16 protein-coding genes are annotated in these 18626 nt (G+C 55.1%); 12 read left to right on the top strand and 4 right to left on the bottom strand.

Going from position 1 to position 18626, the window contains the following annotated elements; all coding sequences use genetic code 11:
- Positions 1–7: 7 nt before the first annotated feature.
- The 12 genes from ACXAIA_RS06785 to ACXAIA_RS06730 all read left to right on the top strand — a co-directional run bounded on the left by ACXAIA_RS06785 (position 8) and on the right by ACXAIA_RS06730 (position 13450).
- Positions 8–1210, top strand: a complete 1203-nt coding sequence (locus ACXAIA_RS06785) for a glycosyltransferase family protein (RefSeq protein WP_475348670.1) — start codon at positions 8–10, stop codon at positions 1208–1210.
- A gap of 19 nt (positions 1211–1229) precedes the next feature.
- Complete coding sequence (locus tag ACXAIA_RS06780) at positions 1230–2507, top strand: glycosyltransferase family 4 protein (protein WP_475348669.1); 1278 nt, start codon at positions 1230–1232, stop codon at positions 2505–2507.
- 11 nt (positions 2508–2518) lie between these two features.
- On the top strand, positions 2519–3673 hold the full coding sequence (locus ACXAIA_RS06775; protein ID WP_475348668.1) for a glycosyltransferase family 4 protein: 1155 nt from the start codon (positions 2519–2521) through the stop codon (positions 3671–3673).
- Positions 3670–4272, top strand: coding sequence for a histidine phosphatase family protein (locus ACXAIA_RS06770; RefSeq protein WP_475348667.1), 603 nt, complete (start codon positions 3670–3672; stop codon positions 4270–4272). Before ACXAIA_RS06775 ends, ACXAIA_RS06770 begins: the two co-directional genes overlap by 4 nt.
- A complete protein-coding gene (locus ACXAIA_RS06765; protein ID WP_475348666.1) occupies positions 4272–5414 on the top strand; it encodes a glycosyltransferase family protein in 1143 nt (380 codons plus the stop codon). The genes ACXAIA_RS06770 and ACXAIA_RS06765 overlap by 1 nt, the downstream gene beginning before the upstream one ends.
- A complete protein-coding gene (locus tag ACXAIA_RS06760; RefSeq protein ID WP_475348665.1) occupies positions 5411–6169 on the top strand; it encodes a polysaccharide deacetylase family protein in 759 nt (252 codons plus the stop codon). Before ACXAIA_RS06765 ends, ACXAIA_RS06760 begins: the two co-directional genes overlap by 4 nt.
- Positions 6160–6831, top strand: coding sequence for a hypothetical protein (locus tag ACXAIA_RS06755; protein ID WP_475348664.1), 672 nt, complete (start codon positions 6160–6162; stop codon positions 6829–6831). Before ACXAIA_RS06760 ends, ACXAIA_RS06755 begins: the two co-directional genes overlap by 10 nt.
- Positions 6832–6833: 2 nt before the next feature.
- Positions 6834–8762, top strand: a complete 1929-nt coding sequence (locus tag ACXAIA_RS06750) for an ABC transporter ATP-binding protein (RefSeq protein WP_475348663.1) — start codon at positions 6834–6836, stop codon at positions 8760–8762.
- Positions 8759–10690, top strand: a complete 1932-nt coding sequence (locus ACXAIA_RS06745; RefSeq protein ID WP_475348662.1) for an ABC transporter substrate-binding protein — start codon at positions 8759–8761, stop codon at positions 10688–10690. The genes ACXAIA_RS06750 and ACXAIA_RS06745 overlap by 4 nt, the downstream gene beginning before the upstream one ends.
- Positions 10691–10768: 78 nt before the next feature.
- Positions 10769–11767, top strand: coding sequence for an ABC transporter permease (locus tag ACXAIA_RS06740; RefSeq protein ID WP_475346176.1), 999 nt, complete (start codon positions 10769–10771; stop codon positions 11765–11767).
- Positions 11764–12933 carry an ABC transporter permease gene (locus tag ACXAIA_RS06735; RefSeq protein ID WP_475348661.1) on the top strand — a complete coding sequence of 390 codons (1170 nt, stop codon included), beginning with the start codon at positions 11764–11766 and terminating at the stop codon, positions 12931–12933. The genes ACXAIA_RS06740 and ACXAIA_RS06735 overlap by 4 nt, the downstream gene beginning before the upstream one ends.
- Positions 12896–13450 carry a GNAT family N-acetyltransferase gene (locus tag ACXAIA_RS06730; protein WP_475346243.1) on the top strand — a complete coding sequence of 185 codons (555 nt, stop codon included), beginning with the start codon at positions 12896–12898 and terminating at the stop codon, positions 13448–13450. The genes ACXAIA_RS06735 and ACXAIA_RS06730 overlap by 38 nt, the downstream gene beginning before the upstream one ends.
- A 3-nt stretch (positions 13451–13453) precedes the next feature.
- Here ACXAIA_RS06730 and ACXAIA_RS06725 read toward each other — a convergent pair whose 3' ends face one another.
- The 4 genes from ACXAIA_RS06725 to dusA are packed head-to-tail and all read right to left on the bottom strand — an operon-like array spanning position 13454 to position 18618.
- A complete protein-coding gene (locus tag ACXAIA_RS06725; protein ID WP_475348660.1) occupies positions 13454–14311 on the bottom strand; it encodes a class I SAM-dependent methyltransferase in 858 nt (285 codons plus the stop codon).
- Between the two features lie 58 nt (positions 14312–14369).
- On the bottom strand, positions 14370–15584 hold the full coding sequence (locus ACXAIA_RS06720; protein ID WP_475348659.1) for a 3-phenylpropionate MFS transporter: 1215 nt from the start codon (positions 15582–15584) through the stop codon (positions 14370–14372).
- Complete coding sequence (mnmC, locus tag ACXAIA_RS06715; protein ID WP_475348658.1) at positions 15581–17626, bottom strand: bifunctional tRNA (5-methylaminomethyl-2-thiouridine)(34)-methyltransferase MnmC2/FAD-dependent 5-carboxymethylaminomethyl-2-thiouridine(34) oxidoreductase MnmC1; 2046 nt, start codon at positions 17624–17626, stop codon at positions 15581–15583. The genes ACXAIA_RS06720 and mnmC overlap by 4 nt, the downstream gene beginning before the upstream one ends.
- Positions 17623–18618: a tRNA dihydrouridine(20/20a) synthase DusA gene (dusA, locus tag ACXAIA_RS06710; protein ID WP_475348657.1), complete on the bottom strand. Its 996-nt coding sequence runs from the start codon at positions 18616–18618 to the stop codon at positions 17623–17625. The genes mnmC and dusA overlap by 4 nt, the downstream gene beginning before the upstream one ends.
- Positions 18619–18626 lie beyond the last annotated feature (8 nt).

The following is an 18626-nucleotide window of genomic DNA, read 5'->3' as shown; positions in this document are numbered from 1 at the left end:
CGGGTAGATGTCAATCGTAGGGAATTCCGGTTATCGGGTTCTGATTTATAGCCATGATACTTTCGGGCTTGGGCATTTACGCCGTTGCCGCACCATTGCGCATGCGCTGGTGTCACGACGTGATGATGTCTCGGTTCTGATCCTGTCTGGGTCGCCGATCATTGGCAGCTTCGAATTCCGTTCGCGCGTGGACTTTGTCCGCATTCCGGGCGTGATCAAGCTGTCCAACGGTGAATACACCTCGCTTAATCTCAATATTGATGTTGACCAGATTTTGGCGATGCGGGAATCCATCATCAAGCACACAGCCGATGTGTTTAATCCCGACATCTTCATTGTCGACAAGGAGCCGCTTGGCCTGCGCGGCGAGGTGGAGTCCACATTGCAGATGCTGCGTCACCGCCGCACCCGTCTTGTCATGGGCTTGCGCGATGTGATGGATGATCCGGTCAATCTGCGCGAAGAATGGGATCGCAAGCAATGCGTCCCGGCGCTGGCCGATCTTTATGATGAAATCTGGGTTTATGGCCTAAAGGATATCTGTAATCCGCTGGAAGGTATTGATTTGCCGCCGGGCGTTGAAGAAAAGATGTCCTACACAGGTTATTTGCCGCGTACAGCAACCCGTAGACCCGCACCCGAGCACGGGGCGCTTGGGCTGGAGGAGCCGTTCTATCTGGTAACCACCGGCGGTGGCGGCGATGGGGTCAATCTGGTTGACTGGGTGATCAGCGCCTATGAAACCGACCCGGATATACCCGTGCCGTCCCTTGTGGTGTTGGGGCCGTTCATGAGCCCGGCACAGCAAAACGAGTTCATGAAGCGTGCCGAGAAAATCGACAAGCTTTCAGTCATCACCTTTGATGCCAATGTCGAAGTGCTGATGCATAAATCGGCCGGTGTGATTGGCATGGGCGGTTACAACACGTTCTGTGAAATCCTGTCCTTTGACAAGCCAGCGGTCATTGTGCCGCGGACGGTGCCGCGTCTTGAACAGTATGTGCGGGCATCAGCGGCTGAAAAGCTTGGCCTGATCAAGATGCTGACCGAAAATGGCGGGCGCGATCCGCGCGAAATGGCCGATGCGCTTCGGGGGTTGATCGACCAACCCAAACCGTCGCATGTAACGGTTCCGAACCTTATGGGAGGGCTGGACCGTGTAGGGGATCTCGTGGATCGCTGGCTTCCACCACAAATGGCCGCAGAATAAATCATCGGGAACAAAGTTGATGGCACGCGATAATCTGGCAATCGTGGTAAAGGGATATCCGCGATTGTCGGAGACTTTTATAGCGCAGGAAATTCTTGGCATTCAGCAGGCAGGCATTCCGTACCGGATCGTCTCGCTGCGTCATCCGACCGACAAGAAACGCCATCCGATCAATGAGCGCATCACGGGCGCGGTCGATTACTTGCCTGAATATGCCTATCAGGAACCGATGCGGGTTCTGCGGGGCTGGTTCAAGGCCCGCAAGATGCCGGGATATCGCCGCGCGGTGAATATCTGGTGGCAGGACTATCGCCGGGATCGCACGGCCAACCGGGCACGACGTTTTGCCCAGGCGATGGTGATGGCAGCTGAATTGCCGAGTGATATCACGCGTATTTACGCCCACTTCCTGCATACCCCGGCATCTGTGGCGCGCTATTGTGCGATCATGCGTGGTTTGCCGTGGTCCTGTTCTGCACATGCCAAGGATATCTACACCAGCCAGAACTGGGACATGCGCGAGAAGCTGCGTGATATGGATTGGCTTGTGACCTGCACCAAGGCCAATGTTGACTATCTGTGTAACCTTTCCGAAGACCCGGCCAAGGTCAATCTGCTCTATCACGGTCTTGATTTTTCACGCTTTCCGGAAGAATTGCCAAAGCGTCCTGTTCGGGATGGCAGTGATCCGGAAAAGCCGGTCATGATTCTGTCGGTCGGGCGACTGGTGGGCAAGAAGGGCTATGACGATCTTCTGCGCGCCTTGGCGAAGCTGCCAGGCTGTCTGCATTGGCGGTTTATCCATATCGGGGGTGGTGACGGTGAGAAATACCAGAAACTCGCGACCGAACTTGGGATTGCGGATCGTTGCGATTGGCAAGGCGCCCGTGATCAGAAGGAAGTAATCGCCGCCTGCCAGTCATCGGATCTGTTCGTACTGGCCAGCCGGATTGAAAAGGACGGCGATCGCGACGGTTTGCCAAACGTTCTGATGGAAGCACAGCTGTGCGGGCTTGCTGCGGTCTCAACCGCGATTTCGGCCATCCCTGAGCTGATCGAGGATGGCGTGAATGGCAAGCTTGTCCCGGAACGTGACCCGGATGCTCTTGCAACTGCCCTGAACGACATGATTGTTGATCCGAAACTTCGCGAGACGATGGGGCGCAAAGGCAATGAAATTGTGCGCCGTGATTTCTCGTTCTATCGCGGGATGAAGGATCTGGCAGAACGCTTTGGCGTTACAGAGCCAAGCAACGAACAAGCTGAAAGCCCTGCAAAACAACCCGCGGCAGAGTAGGAGGCACACATTTGCAGGTTGCCTTTTACGCCCCGTTAAAGCCGATTGATCATCCCGTACCATCAGGGGACAGGCTGATTGCCCGCATGTTGTGTGAGGCGCTTGAAACGGCCGGTATGAAAGTCGATGTTGCCGCGCGCCTGCGCAGCCGGGATGCCGGTGGCAACGTTCTTAAACAGGCACGCTTGGCTGAACTCGGCACCAAACTGGCGGCAAGGCTGCTTCGTCAGTATCAGTCGGGGGTTCGACCCAAGCCTGATGTCTGGTTCACCTATCATCTTTATTACAAGGCGCCGGACTGGATCGGACCGATTGTGGCCGATGCACTGGGTATTCCCTATGTTGTAGCCGAAGCATCCTTTGCGCCAAAGCGCGCGGATGGCCCCTGGGCACCAAGTCACGCGGCAGTCGAAACGGCGCTTAAGCAGGCGGATGCCGTTTTCTCGCTCAATCGTGTTGATATGGAATGCTTGGCGCAGGTCTGTCCCAAGGACCGCCTGCATTTCCTGCCACCCTTTACGCAAGTTGCCGATTGGCGCGTTGCACAGCGCCCGGATATCGATCCGGGGTGCGTCCGGTTGGTGACAACCGCGATGATGCGCGATGGCGACAAGCTTGAATCTTATGGGGTGTTGGCAAAGGCACTTGGGCAATTAAAGCGGGGTGGCGCCGATAACTGGCACCTGACCGTGATTGGCGATGGACCCGCCCGGCAAAAGGTTGAGGACCTGTTTGATGAACAGGAACTTGGTGAAAGCGCTGTTTCGCTCGTCGGGCTTAAAACACCCGAACAAACCAGAGATATTCTTGCCAAATCCGACCTGTTCGTCTGGCCGGCGATCAACGAAGCATTCGGCATGGCCTTGCTTGAGGCGCAATCGGCAGGGCTTCCGGTTCTGGCCGGGGATACTGGTGGGGTATCGGGCATTGTGTCATCTGGTGTCACCGGATGGTTGGTCCCGGTCGGTGACGTAGGGGCCTTTGCCAGCCGTTTGGGCGAGTGTGTTGAGACCGATGTCGCCCTGCTGCGTAGGATGGGGCAGGCCGGGGCGTCAAAAGCCGCACAACACCACACCGTGGAAGCGGCGGCTAACCTGTTGTCCGCGACTATCCATAAAGTCGTCGACGGGGATGAAATACCTCACGGCGGGCAGGGCCTGGTATGAAACAGATCCAGTTTGCATTGCTGCGCCACGGTGTTACGGCATGGAATACCGAAAAGCGTATTCAGGGCCGCACGGATATCTCGATCACCGCCGAAACAGCCACTTGGTATCGTCAGCGTCGGTTGCCGGCCGCGTGGCGGGATGTGCCATGGCTTGCCTCACCCTTGTCGCGTACGCGTGAGACGGTCGATGCCTTGGGGATAGCCCCCATCGGTTCAGAACCCGCGTTCATTGAGATGGACTGGGGCGCGTGGGAAGGCGCGAAATTGCCGGACCTTCGCGCAAACTTGGGTGACAGCCTTCAAGAAAACGAAGATCGTGGATGGTATTTCCGGCCAGAGGATGGCGAAAGCCCGCGCGACGTTCTTGGACGTGTTGAGGGTTTCCTGAAAGAGTGTGACTTGCCTCAGTTCGGCGCAGTCACGCACAAGGGTGTGATACGGGCTGTTTATGCGGCCGCACGCGGATGGGACATGATGGGGAAAATTCCAGATAAACTCGATTGGCATTGCTTGCAGGTGTTTACTTGGTCTGACGCGACAGGGTTATCTATCGAGGCGTTGAATGTTCCACTCGTGACCGCACAGGAGACAGCCTGATGAGTGACGTCATGGTTTATGTGCAGCACCTGCTTGGCATTGGTCACGTACGCCGGATGGCGCTGATTAATCAGGCGCTTCGCAACAAGGGTATTAGTGTCACAGTCGTAAGCGGTGGTGTTCCGGATGACAGCCTTGATTTCGCGGCCAGCGAGGTAATTCAGCTTGCCCCATGCAAAACATCTGATACCGGCTTTTCCGGGCTTGTCGATCCGGATGGAGATGCCCTTGGTGATGACTGGAAAGAGGTGCGCAGAAAGCAGCTGTTGGATGCGTTTGGGAAAACCGCGCCAAAGCTGCTGATGGTCGAAATGTTCCCCTTCGGGCGCCGGGCATTTCGATTTGAACTGATCCCGCTTTTTGATGCCGCGAAAGCAGCGGGCATTCCCGTCATTTGTTCTGTGAGAGACCTTTTGGTGCGCAAAAAAGACATCCGCAAGACAGAATGGATGCGCGATACAGCGCGTAAATACCTGGATGGGGTTCTGGTGCATGGTGACCCCCAGCTGTTCGGGTTTGATCGCAGCTTCGAGTTCACGGATGATATTTTGGACCTGATTACCTATACGGGGTATGTCGCGCCGACGATTGACGAAATGCTCGTGGGGCAGGGTGACGCACATCGCGATGGTGTTCTGGTGTCTGCGGGGGGCGGTGCTGTCGGCGCGGAACTGATCCGACTTGCGATCTCGGCGCGTGCGTATTCCCGAAACTACAATGACGCGACATGGGATATTGTTACAGGACCGCATTTCCCGTCAGATCAGTTCGATGCGCTGCAAAGCCGATTGCCGGATGGTGTGGTGTTGCATCGGTTCTTGTCTGATTTTCGCGAAAAGATGGCCGGGGCGGCTGTTTCCGTTTCGCAAGCCGGATACAACACCCTGATGGATGTGCTGGCAACCCAAACGCCAGCCGTCATGGTGCCCTTTGCCGAGGGTGGGGAAAGCGAGCAAACTGAACGTGCAGAAGTCCTTTCAAAAGAGGGGGTTATTTCCCTGCTTGATCTTGATGGCCTGTCTGCGCAATCATTAGCAAAACAAATAGATAACGCCAGACAGCCAAGCGGCATTAAAATCGCATTGGACGGGGCGGCAAAAACTGCGTCAATCATCGCAGACAAGATCAAAGGGAAGGCATGAGCAGCTGGGATCAATTACGCGCAGAGCTTGATCTGTGGCAGTCCGAGGAACGGACAGCCACGGCATGGTGGCGTGATGACGACGCTGTTTCCGTGACCCCGTCGCTTGAGACGCTTCTGACCTTTGAGCAGGACTACAAGGTGCCGCTTGCCCTTGCTGTCATTCCCGCTGACTTGCAGGATGATCTGGTCGAAAGGCTGGTTGAAACGCTTGACACCCGTGTCTTGCAACATGGCTGGTCGCATCAGAACCATATGCCCGAAGGCCGCAAGAAGCAGGAACTTGATGACGTACGTGATCTGGGCGACGTCGTTGCCGATCTGCGCAACGGCTTTTCTGTTTTGCAATCACGCTTTGGCAATCGCTTCCTGCCGGTTCTGGTGCCGCCATGGAACCGCGTGGCCGAGGATGTCGTGGCAGCCCTTCATTCGCTTGGTTTTTGCGGGATCAGTACATTCAACGCCCGCAAGGCGGCAGAACCTTATGATGGCATCACGCAGGTCAACACCCATGTGGACGTTATTGACTGGCGCGGTACGCGCGGTTTTGTTGGTGAAGACGTAGCCCTTGGCGCCATGATTGCGCATCTTGCCGCAAGACGAACAGGGCAGGCGGACGCGGACGAGCCCACCGGCATTCTGACCCACCATCTTGTTCATGACGAGGCCACCACGAAGTTCCTTGATAACCTGTTTTCTATGGACCATTCAGCTTTGCGCTGGTTGAGAATACCCGGAGTATTTCCATGGCAGTAAACCGCAGAAGACGTCGAGAACCCGAACAGGTGGTCCCCGAACAAGTCACGCCCGAAGATATCGCGCCTGAGCCGACCGCAAGCGTGCCAAGCACCGTTGATCCGGTAAAGCCGGCCGGTGTTGGTGACAGCGAAGTTAAGACAATGGGCTATCCGTCGAAACTGATGGCGCCGGACCTGGCGAAGTCTATTGTCGGATTGTTGATTTGTGGCGTGATTGCGTTCATCCCCGAGATGCTTGAAATCATCCAATGGACCGCGGCAGGGTTGGCGTTGCTGTTTGTGTTCTATTTTGCGCGCACGATTATCCGCTTCCAGTCGAAGATCTATGTCTCGGAATACGGCATCCGTCTTTCAAGTATACGCGGTGGGACGGCTTTCGCCTGGTCGGAACTTTCAAAGTTCCGGTTGCGTTACTTCAGTACCAAGCGTGATGGCAACAAGGGATGGTTCGAGCTGACCTTGCAGGCGGGTGAAGCGAAAATTGTCGCAGAATCAACACTGGACGGATTTGACGATCTCCTTGAAATTTCTCGCGATTGGGCGAAAGATAACCAATTGCTGGTTGATGACGTTACAAGAACAAATCTGATGCGGATGGATGAGGCCGAAACACTGGTCAAGGCCGCCGCATCTGAACGCCTCGAGGGTGGAACGCGCTAGAGATGACCGATATTCTGCGTATCAAGGATCTGAAAGTTGAATTCGTCCTGCCGCATATGCGGGTCAAGGCGGTTGAGAATGTAAGCTTTCGCATCGGTGCGCAGGAAACCGTCGCCCTGGTCGGTGAGTCCGGGTCGGGCAAAAGCACCATCTCGCAGGCGATCATGGGTCTGCTGCCCAAGGTAGCCCAAGTCACCAACGGTTCGATCATTTTTGCGGACCCTAAAAAGCCAGGAACCCGTGTTGATATTGCGATGCTGGATCGGTCCGGGTCGGAAATGCGTGCGATCCGCGGCGGCCGCATTTCAATGATTTTCCAGGAACCCATGAGTTCCCTGTCGCCCCTGCACACTATCGGCGATCAAATCTGCGAGGCTGTTAAACTGCATCGCAAGGTCGGTGCTGTTGAGGCGCGGGAACTTGCCGTTGAAATGCTGACACTTGTTGGCTTCCCGCAGCCCAAAAGATCACTGAAAACCTATCCATTCGAACTTTCTGGTGGTTTGCGCCAGCGTGCGATGATCGCGATGGCCTTGGTATGCCGCCCGGCACTGCTGATTGCTGATGAACCGACAACCGCGCTTGATGTGACGATCCAGGCGCAAATCCTTCGCCTGATCAAGGAAGTGCAGGCCGAATTGCAGATGTCGGTCCTGCTGATCACGCACGATCTTGGTGTTGTGGCCAACATGGCGGACCGGATGGTGGTGATTTACGACGGACGGGTGGTTGAATCCGGGAAAACCGATGATGTGTTCATCAATTCCGGTCATGCCTATACAAGGTCGCTGTTGGCAGCTGTTCCGCATTTCGATATGGGTCCGGATGAACGCCTGCGCCCGCTGCGCGAGATCAAACCAAAAACCGGCAGTCTGTTGGCCGATGCAGGGGACAAGGTAACTGAGCAAGAGCCGTCAGATGTTCCGGCGTCGTTGGCCCTGCATCCGACGATGGCAAGTGAGCCGGTTCTGGCTGTGCGCCATCTCAGCAAAAGTTTCACCACCCGCAAGGGCAACTGGATCAAATCCGAAGAACAACTCGTGCCGGCCGTCTCGGACGTTTCCCTGACGGTTAATCGCGGGGAGTGCGTCGGGCTTGTCGGGGAAAGTGGGTGTGGTAAAACAACGCTTTCAAAGCTGATCATGCGGGCGATGAGCCCGGACGAAGGGTCCATTCTGTTCCGCGGTGAAAGTGGGCAGATGACCGAATTGACCGGGCTTGATGAAGATCAGCTAAATCCGTACCGAAAACGGATACAATTTGTTTTCCAGGATCCGTTCGGGTCGCTTAATCCGAGGATGACGGTGCAGGACATCATCACGGAGCCGATGTTGATCCACGGTGTTGGTGACAGCGCCTATCGCCAGAAAATGGTTCTGGAATTGATGGATCTGGTTGGTCTGGATCCGCGCTTCCTGAATCGCTATCCGCATAGTTTTTCCGGCGGGCAGCGCCAGCGTATCGGTATTGCACGTGCCCTTGGCCTGAAGCCGGACCTGTTGATCTTTGATGAGCCGACATCAGCGCTTGATGTGTCAGTTCAGGCGCAAATACTTAATCTTTTGAAAGATTTGCAGCGTGATCTTAATTTGACGTATCTGTTTATATCGCACAATCTGGCGGTCGTGGATTACGTTGCCGACAAGATCGCCGTGATGTGTGCCGGGCGCATTGTTGAGTCTGCACCGCGTGAGTTGCTGTTTAAGAATCCGGTGCATCCCTATACGCAGGCGCTGCTGCATGCCGTGCCGTTTGCGGATCTGGATCACCTGCTTGATTTCGACAAGATCGTGGATGGCAAGGCATCTGATCCGGCCCGCTGGCCAGCACCATTTACGATCAACCAGACCAGCGATCCCAAAATGATGCAGGTCGCAGAAGATCACTTTGTTCGTGCCGAACGTGCCGACTTTACGGAGATCGCCATATGATCAGCCTTTCGAACCCGTCGACGACCAAACTTCATCGTGCGGTAACCGGTCTGATGATGACAGCCGGTATTGTGGGGGCAGGTAACTTCACGACTTCTGCGCACGCGGAAATTCCGTATTTTGAGGATCAGGTCGCAAGTGGTTCGCTGCCGGCAATGAATGACCGCCTGCCGGAACACCCGCACGTCATCGATTTTGGGGCCGAGGGCAAGGAAATCGGCAAATATGGGGGTGAGTTCACCACCATCATGGGACGATCCAAAGACATTCGCATGGCAGTGGTTTACGGCTATGCGCGATTGGTTGGCTATGATCAGGATCTTAACCTCAAGCCCGATATCCTCGAAGCCCTTGATGTGAATGAGGAAGGCAACGTGTTCACGTTGCATATCCGCAAAGGTCACAAATGGTCAGATGGTGCGCCGTTGACGGCCGAGGATTTCCGCTATTACTGGGAAGATATCGTCAATAACGATGAATTGTTCCCGGTCGGTCCGCCGCGTTTCCTGTTTGTCGGGGACGAACCGGCAACCTTTGAGATTCTTGACGAATATACGGTGCGTTATAGCTGGTCACAGCCAAACCCGTTCTTCCTGACCGAGCTGGCGGGCACACGTCCGCCCTTTATCTATCGCCCGGCGCATTATCTGAAACAGTTTCACGAGAACTACCGCGATGCCGGCGAGCTTGACGCCATCGTCAAAGAGCGCGGGCTTCGGAGCTGGGCGGTTTTGCATACGGATATGGACCGGCCCTACAAGCTGTCAAACATCCATCGTCCGTCGCTTGAACCTTGGCTGATCACGACGGAAGAACCGTCAGACCGGTTCGTATATGTTCGTAACCCGTATTATCACCGGGTCGATCCGGAAGGAAACCAGCTTCCCTATATCGACCGCATGATTTTCAATATCTCGAACGCCAAGCTTGTTCCGGCCAAGGTCGGCGCGGGCGAGGTCGAACTGCAAAGCCGTATTCTGTCGCTGAAGGACTATACGTTCCTGAAACAGTCCGAAGCGAAGCAGAACTATAACGTGCGTCTTTGGGATGTGGGTGCGGGCGCCTATGCCGCCCTTTATCCCAACCTGACATGCAGCGATCCGGTTTGGCGCGATGTTCTGCGTGATGTGCGTTTCCGCCGTGCGCTGTCGCTTGCGATCAACCGAACCGAGATCAATCGTGTGATGTTCTTTGGTCTGGCCAAGCCGACCAACAATACGGTTCTGACAAAAAGCCCGTTGTTCAAACCGGAATACCGCGAAAGCTATACCGATTTTGACATCAAGGCAGCAAACACCTTGCTTGATAAAATGGGTCTGGACGCGCGTAACGACGAAGGTATTCGCTTGCTGCCAGACGGTCGTCCGATGGAGATCATTGTCGAAACGTCCGGCGAGAACCCGGAACATGACGATATGTTGGAGCTGGTTGGTGACAGCTGGCGTCAGGTCGGCATCAAGATGTTCGTTAAAGGCTTGCAGCGTGAAGTGATGCGTAGCCGTGCCTATAGCGGCGAAACCATCATGTCGATCTTTAACGGTATTGATAACGGACTGGCCACGCCCAACACTGCACCGGATGAGTTTGTCCCCGTTCTGCAAGACAGCCTGCAATGGCCGAAATGGGGCCAGTACTATCAAACCGATGGTGAAGCAGGCGAAGCACCGGATATGCCAGCTGCCAAGGAACTGATGGAACAGTATCAGAAATGGCAAACCAGCAATGAAGCCGGCCAGAAAGAAGCATGGCAGGCCATTCTGGATATCAATTCGGAAAACATGTTTTCGATCGGTCTGATCGGCAATGTGCCGCAGCCGGTTATCGTCGACAAGGATATGCGCAACGTCCCGGAAAAAGGCATTCATAGCTGGGAGCCGGGGGCGTTCTTTGGGATTTATCGACCTGATACCTTCTGGTGGGACAGATAATCTTTTAAACCAAAAACGTGTCGTTTCTTCGCCGTTGAGGGAATGGCGTGAAACGACCTCGGGGGAGCGACAGCGCCGATGCTGACCTATCTGGCAAGACGGCTTTTTGTGATGATACCGACACTGATCCTGATCAGTGTGCTGGTGTTCGTGATCATTCAGCTTCCCCCTGGCGACTTTCTGACCACGTACCTTAACGAGCTGCAGGCGCAGGGCGAGGCCGTCGACCCGGCGAAGATCGAGTTTCTCAAACGGCAATATGGGCTCGATCAACCAATCTATGTTCAATACGCCGAATGGGCTTGGGGCCTGTTGCAGGGCGATCTTGGGTTCTCGTTTGAATATAACCTGCCGGTGACAGAGGTCGTGGGGGACCGGCTTTGGCTGTCGCTGGTGCTGAATTTCAGCACGGTTCTGTTCATCTATATCGTCAGCTTCCCGATCGGGATCTATTCCGCCACCCGGCAATATAGCTGGGGGGACTATGGTTTTACCTTGCTCGGTTTCCTTGGCCTTGCAATGCCAAACTTCCTGTTTGCCCTGATCCTGCTTTATTACGCGAACGTCGTGTTTGGCACGTCGATCGGCGGACTGATGGATCCGGAATACATCAATGAGGGCTGGTCGCTTGGCAAGATGATCTCGGTTGTTGAACATCTTTGGGCGCCTGTTGTTGTGATCGGGACATCCGGCACGGCATCCATGATCCGTCGTCTGCGCGCGAACCTTCTGGATGAATTGGGCAAGCAATATGTCGTGACCGCCCATGCCAAGGGGCTGTCACCCAAAAAGGTATTGTTCAAATATCCGTTGCGCATGGCGCTCAATCCGTTTATTGCCGATATCGGTAATATCCTGCCGCAGGTGGTGTCCGGCTCGGTTCTGGTGTCGGTTGTGATGTCTCTACCGACCACGGGGCCGATGCTCCTGACAGCGCTGCAAAGTCAGGACATGTATCTGGCCGGTTCGTTCCTGATGTTCCTCGCACTTCTGACAGTTGTCGGGATGTTTGTTTCCGATGTCTTGCTCGCCTGGCTTGATCCCCGTATCCGGTTGCAGGGAGGGGTCGGCAAATGAGCAAGGAAACCGAAAAGCGCAACGAGCATTTTGTTGATTCCGCACCCTTTAACCCGTGGGAGCGCGAGGAGCTGACACCCGAACAGGAAAAGTACTTCCTGGCCTCGCAGTGGCAATTGATGTGGTGGCGGCTAAAACGTCACCGTCTGGCGTATTTTTCGCTGATCATTCTGGCGATCATGTATGCGTCGGTGTTTATCGTCGAATTCATCGCGCCCTATGCACAGGAAACGCGCAGCTCCGAATATATTCACCATCCGCCACAGGGCGTGCATTTGTTCCACGACGGCGAATTTGTCGGGCCATTTACCTATGGGACCGATTTCTCCGTCGATATGGAAACGCTCAAGCCGACCTACACGGTTAACCCGGACCGGATCGAGCCGTTGCGGTTCTTTTGCTCGGGGGATGAATATGAATTCTGGGGCATGGTCGATATGGATTTCCATTTCGTCTGCCCCTCAGAAAACGGCACCTTGTTTATGATGGGTACGGACAGGCTTGGGCGTGACATGTTCTCGCGCATCATTTACGGCGCGCGTGTTTCACTGACAATTGGCCTTGTCGGTATTTCGGTGAGCTTCCTACTGGGGATCTTGATCGGGGGCGCGGCCGGCTATTATGGTGGCTGGGTCGATGCCACTGCGCAGCGCACGATTGAAGTTATTCGTTCCTTGCCTGAAATCCCGCTTTGGATGGCGCTTTCGGCGGCCTTGCCGGTCACCTGGAGCCCCATCCTGATCTATTTCGGGATTACGATCATTCTGGGCCTGATCGACTGGACAGGGCTTGCCCGTGCGGTGCGATCAAAGCTGCTTGCGCTACGCGAAGAGGATTACGCACTGGCGGCCCGATTGATGGGGGCCAAGCCAAAACGCATTATCGGCCGTCATCTTCTTCCAAACTTCGCAAGTCATCTGATTGCTTCGGTGACACTTTCCATCCCCAACATGATCTTGGGCGAAACAGCGCTGAGCTTCCTTGGGCTTGGCCTGCGCGCGCCTGTGACCAGTTGGGGCGTCCTGCTGAACGAGGCACAGAACATCAATGCGGTCGCGGTGTATCCATGGCTGATGTTGCCAGTGGTGCCGGTGGTGATTGTGGTTCTGGCCTTTAATTTCCTTGGCGATGGGCTGCGGGATGCAGCCGACCCCTACAAGAACTGAGCGGATTATGTCGTCTAAGGCCCCTAGGATTGAGACCGAACGCCTGATACTGCGCAGGATGTCGTTTGACGACTGGCCGGATTACGCGTCCATGCTTGCGTCAAAGCGCTCAGCACACATGGGCGGCCCATATGATGCTGAGGGTGCATGGGCTATGTTTTGTCGCGATGCTGCTCAATGGGATTTGTTCGGCGTTGGTGCGCTGATGATGGATGAGAAATCGACCGGTCATTGCGTTGGTCAAGTGGGCATCAATTTTGGGCCGCCGTTCCCTGAATATGAATTAGGTTGGCTTGTGTATCCGAATGCAGAAGGCAAGGGATATGCGTTTGAGGCAGCAACGGCCTTGAGTGATTGGGCGTTTAACGCGCGCGGCTTGCCAACGCTTGTCAGTTACATCGCCCCAGAAAATGATCGTTCTATTACTCTGGCGGAACGCCTTGGTGCCGTTTTGGACCAGACCGCGCAGCGGCCTGATCCGAATGACCTTGTTTTCAGGCATGCACGCCCAAAATAAGGATTACTTTTTGCGCAGCCACAGACTGGTCTCATGTGCCCGGTCGGGCAGATGAATGCCATTGGCGATCGATTGATGTACTTCATCGCTCATGCGGGTCGTGGCATAGGCGCTTGACCACATGATTTCAAAGCCGCCACCGGCCAGCAGGGCGGCAACCCCTTGTTGTTCGTTATATCTGCGCCATTGCCAGATTTCCGGATAGTCATCGGGCAGGGTGATGTCATGGATATGAATGATCGTACCGCTTGGCAGGGTCGGGATGACCGATGAAAACAGCAGATCGACATCGGTACCCGGCATCAGGATATGACTGGAATCGATTGACAGAAAGTCCGCCCCGGTCAGGGTTTCGAAAACCGCTGGATCGGCTTTTTGGACAATGGTCCGTTCAATGCTGATCGGCAGTTTTGCGATGTCAGCGCGCGGGGCGGGGTCAATCGCATGAAATACCGTTTCAAGTTCGCCATCCTTGATCGCGCGGTAATAAAACCGTGTTGAATGACCCGATCCGATTTCGATGATGCGATCTGGTCGAAATTCCCGGGTAAAAACATAGGCCATCATGCCATCAAGGCGCGGAAACCAGCTTTGTTGCCAGCGGGGCTCAGGCGGGGTCGCGTTGCCAAAACTGGCAAAGGCTTCCTGATATTGGGCGGCCTTGGTCAGCCACGCCTTCATGGTCGGGGCTGCCGTATCCATCATGGTTTCAATGGCTGGGTAGGTCGGGCGCCCAACCGCCTTTGCAGTTTCACTGGCGTAACGATAGGGAATGAAATAGCCGGCAGGTTCACTGCCAAACAGGGTTTTCAAACCAAGTTTCCAACGGCGCATTCTGCGAGAGAACGGCATGGAGGTCATATTAAAGGCCCCTTTGAGTTCAATATTGCGGTCGGTCGTTTCTTGCAGATGTGTTTGTTTAATCGCAAAAAGTCTGATCCTCTCCACGCCAGCTCCGGGTTAGCCAGATGGCAAAGCAAAAGGCAATCGCCGAGAATGCGGCCATCAGGTAGTAAACCTGTGATCCGAACAGATCGTAAAGCGGCCCGGATATCCAGATACTGGTGCCAAGGAACACCCCCATCGACAGCGTCGCCATCAGGCTTTGCGCCGATGTGGCCAGTTGTGATGGTATGGCGCGGGCGATGAAACTGACGGCGGCCAAATGCGTGATCCCGAATGTCATGGCATGAAGGGGCTGAACAAGGATAATCAACCATAGATTGTCTTTTGTGCCCAGCACAATCCAACGTAAAATCCCCGAAGCAGTACCCAGCGCAAACAGAATGCCGGGATGGCGGCCACGGACAAACCGCCCGGCAACGGCAAACAGAACGATTTCCGCAATCACACCGATCGACCAGAAAATACCGATCATTTCATGGGAAAAACCAACCGATTCCCAATGGACCGACGCAAAGGCGTAGTAGGTGCCATGTGCCCCTTGCGCAAAGCCGATGCAAGCCAGATAGATCAGAAAAACCGGTTTGCGCAGCAGATAGACCAGCGACGATCCAGATCGCAACGGACGATCGGTTTGTGGATCGGGCATGCGGGTTGTGATGGCGAAATTGACAATCCCGGCAACAAACAGCATCCAGACGATCCATTCCGTCGAGGTGCCGTCAAGAACCCAACCCGCCCCATAGGACGCCAGGATAAAGGCAAGCGACCCCCAAAGCCGGACCCGGCCGTAATCAAGTTCACGCGCCTTGCATTCATGGACCGTGATGGTGGTGCCAAGCGGCAAAAGTGGCGAGAATGTAAAGCCGATCACGACCGACAGACCCGCAAGCCACCAGAAGTCACTTGAAAGCGGAAAGGCTAGGATTGAAACCACATAAATCCCGGCAAGCCATAGCATCGGTGTCTTGCGGTTGCCGGTGCGATCCGCGCGTTGGGCAATCAATGGATCGGCAAAAACACGCACCCAGTTGGGCAGTGACAGCAGGATGCCGATTTCAGCCGCAGACAGACCTTGTGATTTCAGCCAGACCGGCCAGTAGGGTAGAAACACGCCTTGAATAAGGAACAACCCGGAAAAGAACAGCGCCAGAATGGTCGCTGTTTTCATGCGATCAGAGTCCTTGTCCGGCGTGGGTGTTGGGGATGCGGCGGCGCTTGGTGTTTTCATGCTGTGATTTGCCGCCGTTTAAGGCCACGAATAATGAAACGCGCCGGATGAATGGCATGCATCAGCGCTTTTTCCAGAGGCAGGGGCATATCGCAAATCTCACTTGCAAGAATCTCGGCGGCAAGCGGGGCACCGATCAAGCCGCGCGCCCCAAAGCCGGTACAGATATACACGTCTTTGTGGTAGGGCGCATCGACATATCGGGCACCTTTTTTACCCTTGTCGATATCGCCATAGGCCGTAAGGTAGGCATCGAAATCCGGTGCCGGACCAATCAGTGGCAAATGATCCGCCGTTGTTGTGCGCAAGGATGCACGCCCGTCAAGCATGTCTGGCGAGAGTTTGTCTGCAATGTCGGGCAGCACCTTGCCAAGCTGGGCGATGTTAAACGCGTGATCGGCATTGCGGAGGTCGGTCATGGCATCGTCACGCCCGAACGTGGCGCCAAAGACGTGCAGGCCATTGCGTGCCGGTGTGACATAGCCCTTGTGGCTCAGGACGCATTTGATCGCACCGCTTCCTGCTACATCGAACACGATGCCTTCTGGCATAAATGTGATCTGCCCGCGAACCGGGTTGAGGTGACATTCAAGCCATCGGGTCTGATCAAGCAGTCGGGTTTCCAATGCACCTGCAATTATGACCGCATCAAACGGGCCATATTCCGAGCCATTCTGATCGGTCAGGCATTTGCCCTGATCGGCGTTGTTGATGCTTGTGATTGTTGTCGATAGGTGCACATCAATGCCATCTGCAAGACTGCGCACGACCGAGGGCGGATTGACCCATCCGGCAGAGGGATAAAAAACACCACCATACGGCAAGGGCAGGCCAAATCGTTCAGACGCCTGAACCGCATCAAGCGCCTCGACAAGGTCGGGTTTATCACCAAGCCGCGCGATCAGACCATCGAGCCGTTCGCGTTTGCGCGGACTGGTCGCAAGATCAATCACGCCGCAAAAATCGGCTTCGACCATTCCCTGATCGGAAAGCCGTTTGATTATGCGATGGCTGAAGCGATAACCGGCCTCATAGAACCGGCCCATGATCGCCTCATCAACGGTCAGATAGGGTTCGAGCATCCCGATCGGGTTGCCCGATGCGGCATTGGCCAGTTGATCGGCCTTTTCAAACAGCGTGACCGTACAGCCGCGGGCCTTCAGGGCATTGGCACAGGCCGCTCCGGCAAGGCCGCCACCAATGATGGCGACAGATTTTGCGTTTTGGACTAGCGGCAAATTGAACCATGGATCTTCGGCACTCTCGAACGCATCCGGGGTGCCTTTGGCATTTGCAGGCGTGGGAAGGTTTGCTGTGATCATGTCACGTTTATAGCCAAACCCCTTGCGTTTGCTGATCTCAAAGCCCGCACTTTCCAGTCCGTCCCGGGCAATGCGGGCGGCAGTAAAGGTCGCAAGGCTTGCGCCATCCGGATTGGATGCGTTCGCAAGTGCCGCAAACAGATCGGGATGCCACATGTCGGGATTGCGGGACGGGGCAAAGCCATCAAGAAACCAGCAATCGATTTGGCCGTCATAGCCGGACCAGCATTCAATCGCATCCCCAATCAAAAGGGTGAGGCTGATCGCACCATCTGCCAGCGAAAACCGATGCACACCGGGCAACATGGTTTCATGCGGCCAGACATCGGCAAGCTGTGCGGAATAGTGCGAGAGTTCCGGCCAGCTTTGATGTGCACGGATCATGTCATCGCGAGATAGTGGGTATTTTTCGACCGAAACGAAATGCAGGCGCTCTGAGCGGTTTTCGTCACTTTCCCAACACTGCCAGGCTGCAAGGAAGTTCAGACCTGTGCCGAAACCGGTTTCCCCAATCGCGAAGTTTTCGCGGGTCTGCCAGGCTTTTGGCAAGTTATTGCCTTCGACAAACACATAATGTGTTTCGGCAAGCCCATCCTTGGGATTGAAATAGATGTCACCAAAGTGCGGGGAGTAGGGCACATCGCCATCGCGCCAGGCTATTTCACCAGCAGGCCTTGGTTTATCACCGTCTGGTGCCTTGGTGACATCCTTGGCGGTCATGCAGACAGGACCTCGTCATCCTGTTCGGGGACAAGTGCCAGGGCCTCGCGCACGACTTCGGTGCCAGCGCCTTTGCGATGGGCATTCTCGCTGAGGTAGCGGCGCCATTGTTTGGCACCGCGCATCTGTTGGAACAGGCCCAGCATATGGCGGGTCACGTGGCCAATGGTGCCATGTTCTTCTTTCAGGTGTTCTTCGATATAGGGCAGCATGGCCTCGACCACCTGATGGCGGGTTTTTGCCTTGGCATCATCGCCGTAAAACCGGCGGTCGACATCGGCCAGAACATAGGGGTTCTGATAGGCTTCACGCCCGATCATGACACCATCGACCTGTTTGAGGTGTTCTTCGGTTTCATCAAGCGTCTTGATGCCGCCATTGATCAGGATTTCCAGTTCGGGGAATTCCTGTTTCAGCTGATAGACGAGTTCATACTTGAGCGGCGGCACTTCACGGTTTTCCTTGGGTGACAGGCCCTTTAGCCACGCCTTGCGGGCATGAACGATAAAGGTTTTACAGCCAGCCTCGGCAACCGTTTCGGTAAAGCGTTTAAGCGACGGGTAATCTTCCTGATCATCAATACCAATACGGTTTTTGACCGTGACCGGTGCGTCACTGGCGGCAATCATCGATTTTACGCAAGTCGCAACAATATCGGGTGTCGCCATCAGGCAGGCGCCAAATGCCCCGTTCTGAACGCGATCAGACGGGCAGCCGCAATTCAGATTGATTTCGTCATAGGCATATTGATTGGCGATCTCACACGCACGCGCCAGATCATCCGGATCGCTGCCGCCAAGCTGAAGCGCAATCGGATGTTCGGCATCGTTATAGCGCAAATGCCGGTCAACCCCGCCATGCAGGATGGCGCCGGTTGTGACCATTTCGGTATAAAGCAACGTATGACGACTGATCTGCCGAAGAAAATAGCGATCATGCCGATCCGTCCAATCCATCATCGGGGCGACGGAAATACGCCGATTAACAGTCATTTTCCTAC

It is taken from the genome of Thalassospira sp. ABL2_045 (genome assembly GCF_056161285.1).
The sequence above is the reverse complement of the archived record's forward strand: the minus strand, read 5'-3'. Positions and strand labels throughout refer to the sequence as shown.

Coding starts and splice junctions, on each gene's coding strand:
- ACXAIA_RS06785 (WP_475348670.1), top strand. CDS start 8: ATGTCAATCGTAGGGAATTCCGGTTATCGGGTTCTGATTTATAGCCAT.
- ACXAIA_RS06780 (WP_475348669.1), top strand. CDS start 1,230: ATGGCACGCGATAATCTGGCAATCGTGGTAAAGGGATATCCGCGATTG.
- ACXAIA_RS06770 (WP_475348667.1), top strand. CDS start 3,670: ATGAAACAGATCCAGTTTGCATTGCTGCGCCACGGTGTTACGGCATGG.
- ACXAIA_RS06765 (WP_475348666.1), top strand. CDS start 4,272: ATGAGTGACGTCATGGTTTATGTGCAGCACCTGCTTGGCATTGGTCAC.
- ACXAIA_RS06760 (WP_475348665.1), top strand. CDS start 5,411: ATGAGCAGCTGGGATCAATTACGCGCAGAGCTTGATCTGTGGCAGTCC.
- ACXAIA_RS06755 (WP_475348664.1), top strand. CDS start 6,160: ATGGCAGTAAACCGCAGAAGACGTCGAGAACCCGAACAGGTGGTCCCC.
- ACXAIA_RS06750 (WP_475348663.1), top strand. CDS start 6,834: ATGACCGATATTCTGCGTATCAAGGATCTGAAAGTTGAATTCGTCCTG.
- ACXAIA_RS06745 (WP_475348662.1), top strand. CDS start 8,759: ATGATCAGCCTTTCGAACCCGTCGACGACCAAACTTCATCGTGCGGTA.
- ACXAIA_RS06740 (WP_475346176.1), top strand. CDS start 10,769: ATGCTGACCTATCTGGCAAGACGGCTTTTTGTGATGATACCGACACTG.
- ACXAIA_RS06735 (WP_475348661.1), top strand. CDS start 11,764: ATGAGCAAGGAAACCGAAAAGCGCAACGAGCATTTTGTTGATTCCGCA.
- ACXAIA_RS06730 (WP_475346243.1), top strand. CDS start 12,896: ATGGGCTGCGGGATGCAGCCGACCCCTACAAGAACTGAGCGGATTATG.
- ACXAIA_RS06725 (WP_475348660.1), bottom strand. CDS start 14,311: ATGACCTCCATGCCGTTCTCTCGCAGAATGCGCCGTTGGAAACTTGGT.
- ACXAIA_RS06720 (WP_475348659.1), bottom strand. CDS start 15,584: ATGAAAACACCAAGCGCCGCCGCATCCCCAACACCCACGCCGGACAAG.
- mnmC (WP_475348658.1), bottom strand. CDS start 17,626: ATGACCGCCAAGGATGTCACCAAGGCACCAGACGGTGATAAACCAAGG.
- dusA (WP_475348657.1), bottom strand. CDS start 18,618: ATGACTGTTAATCGGCGTATTTCCGTCGCCCCGATGATGGATTGGACG.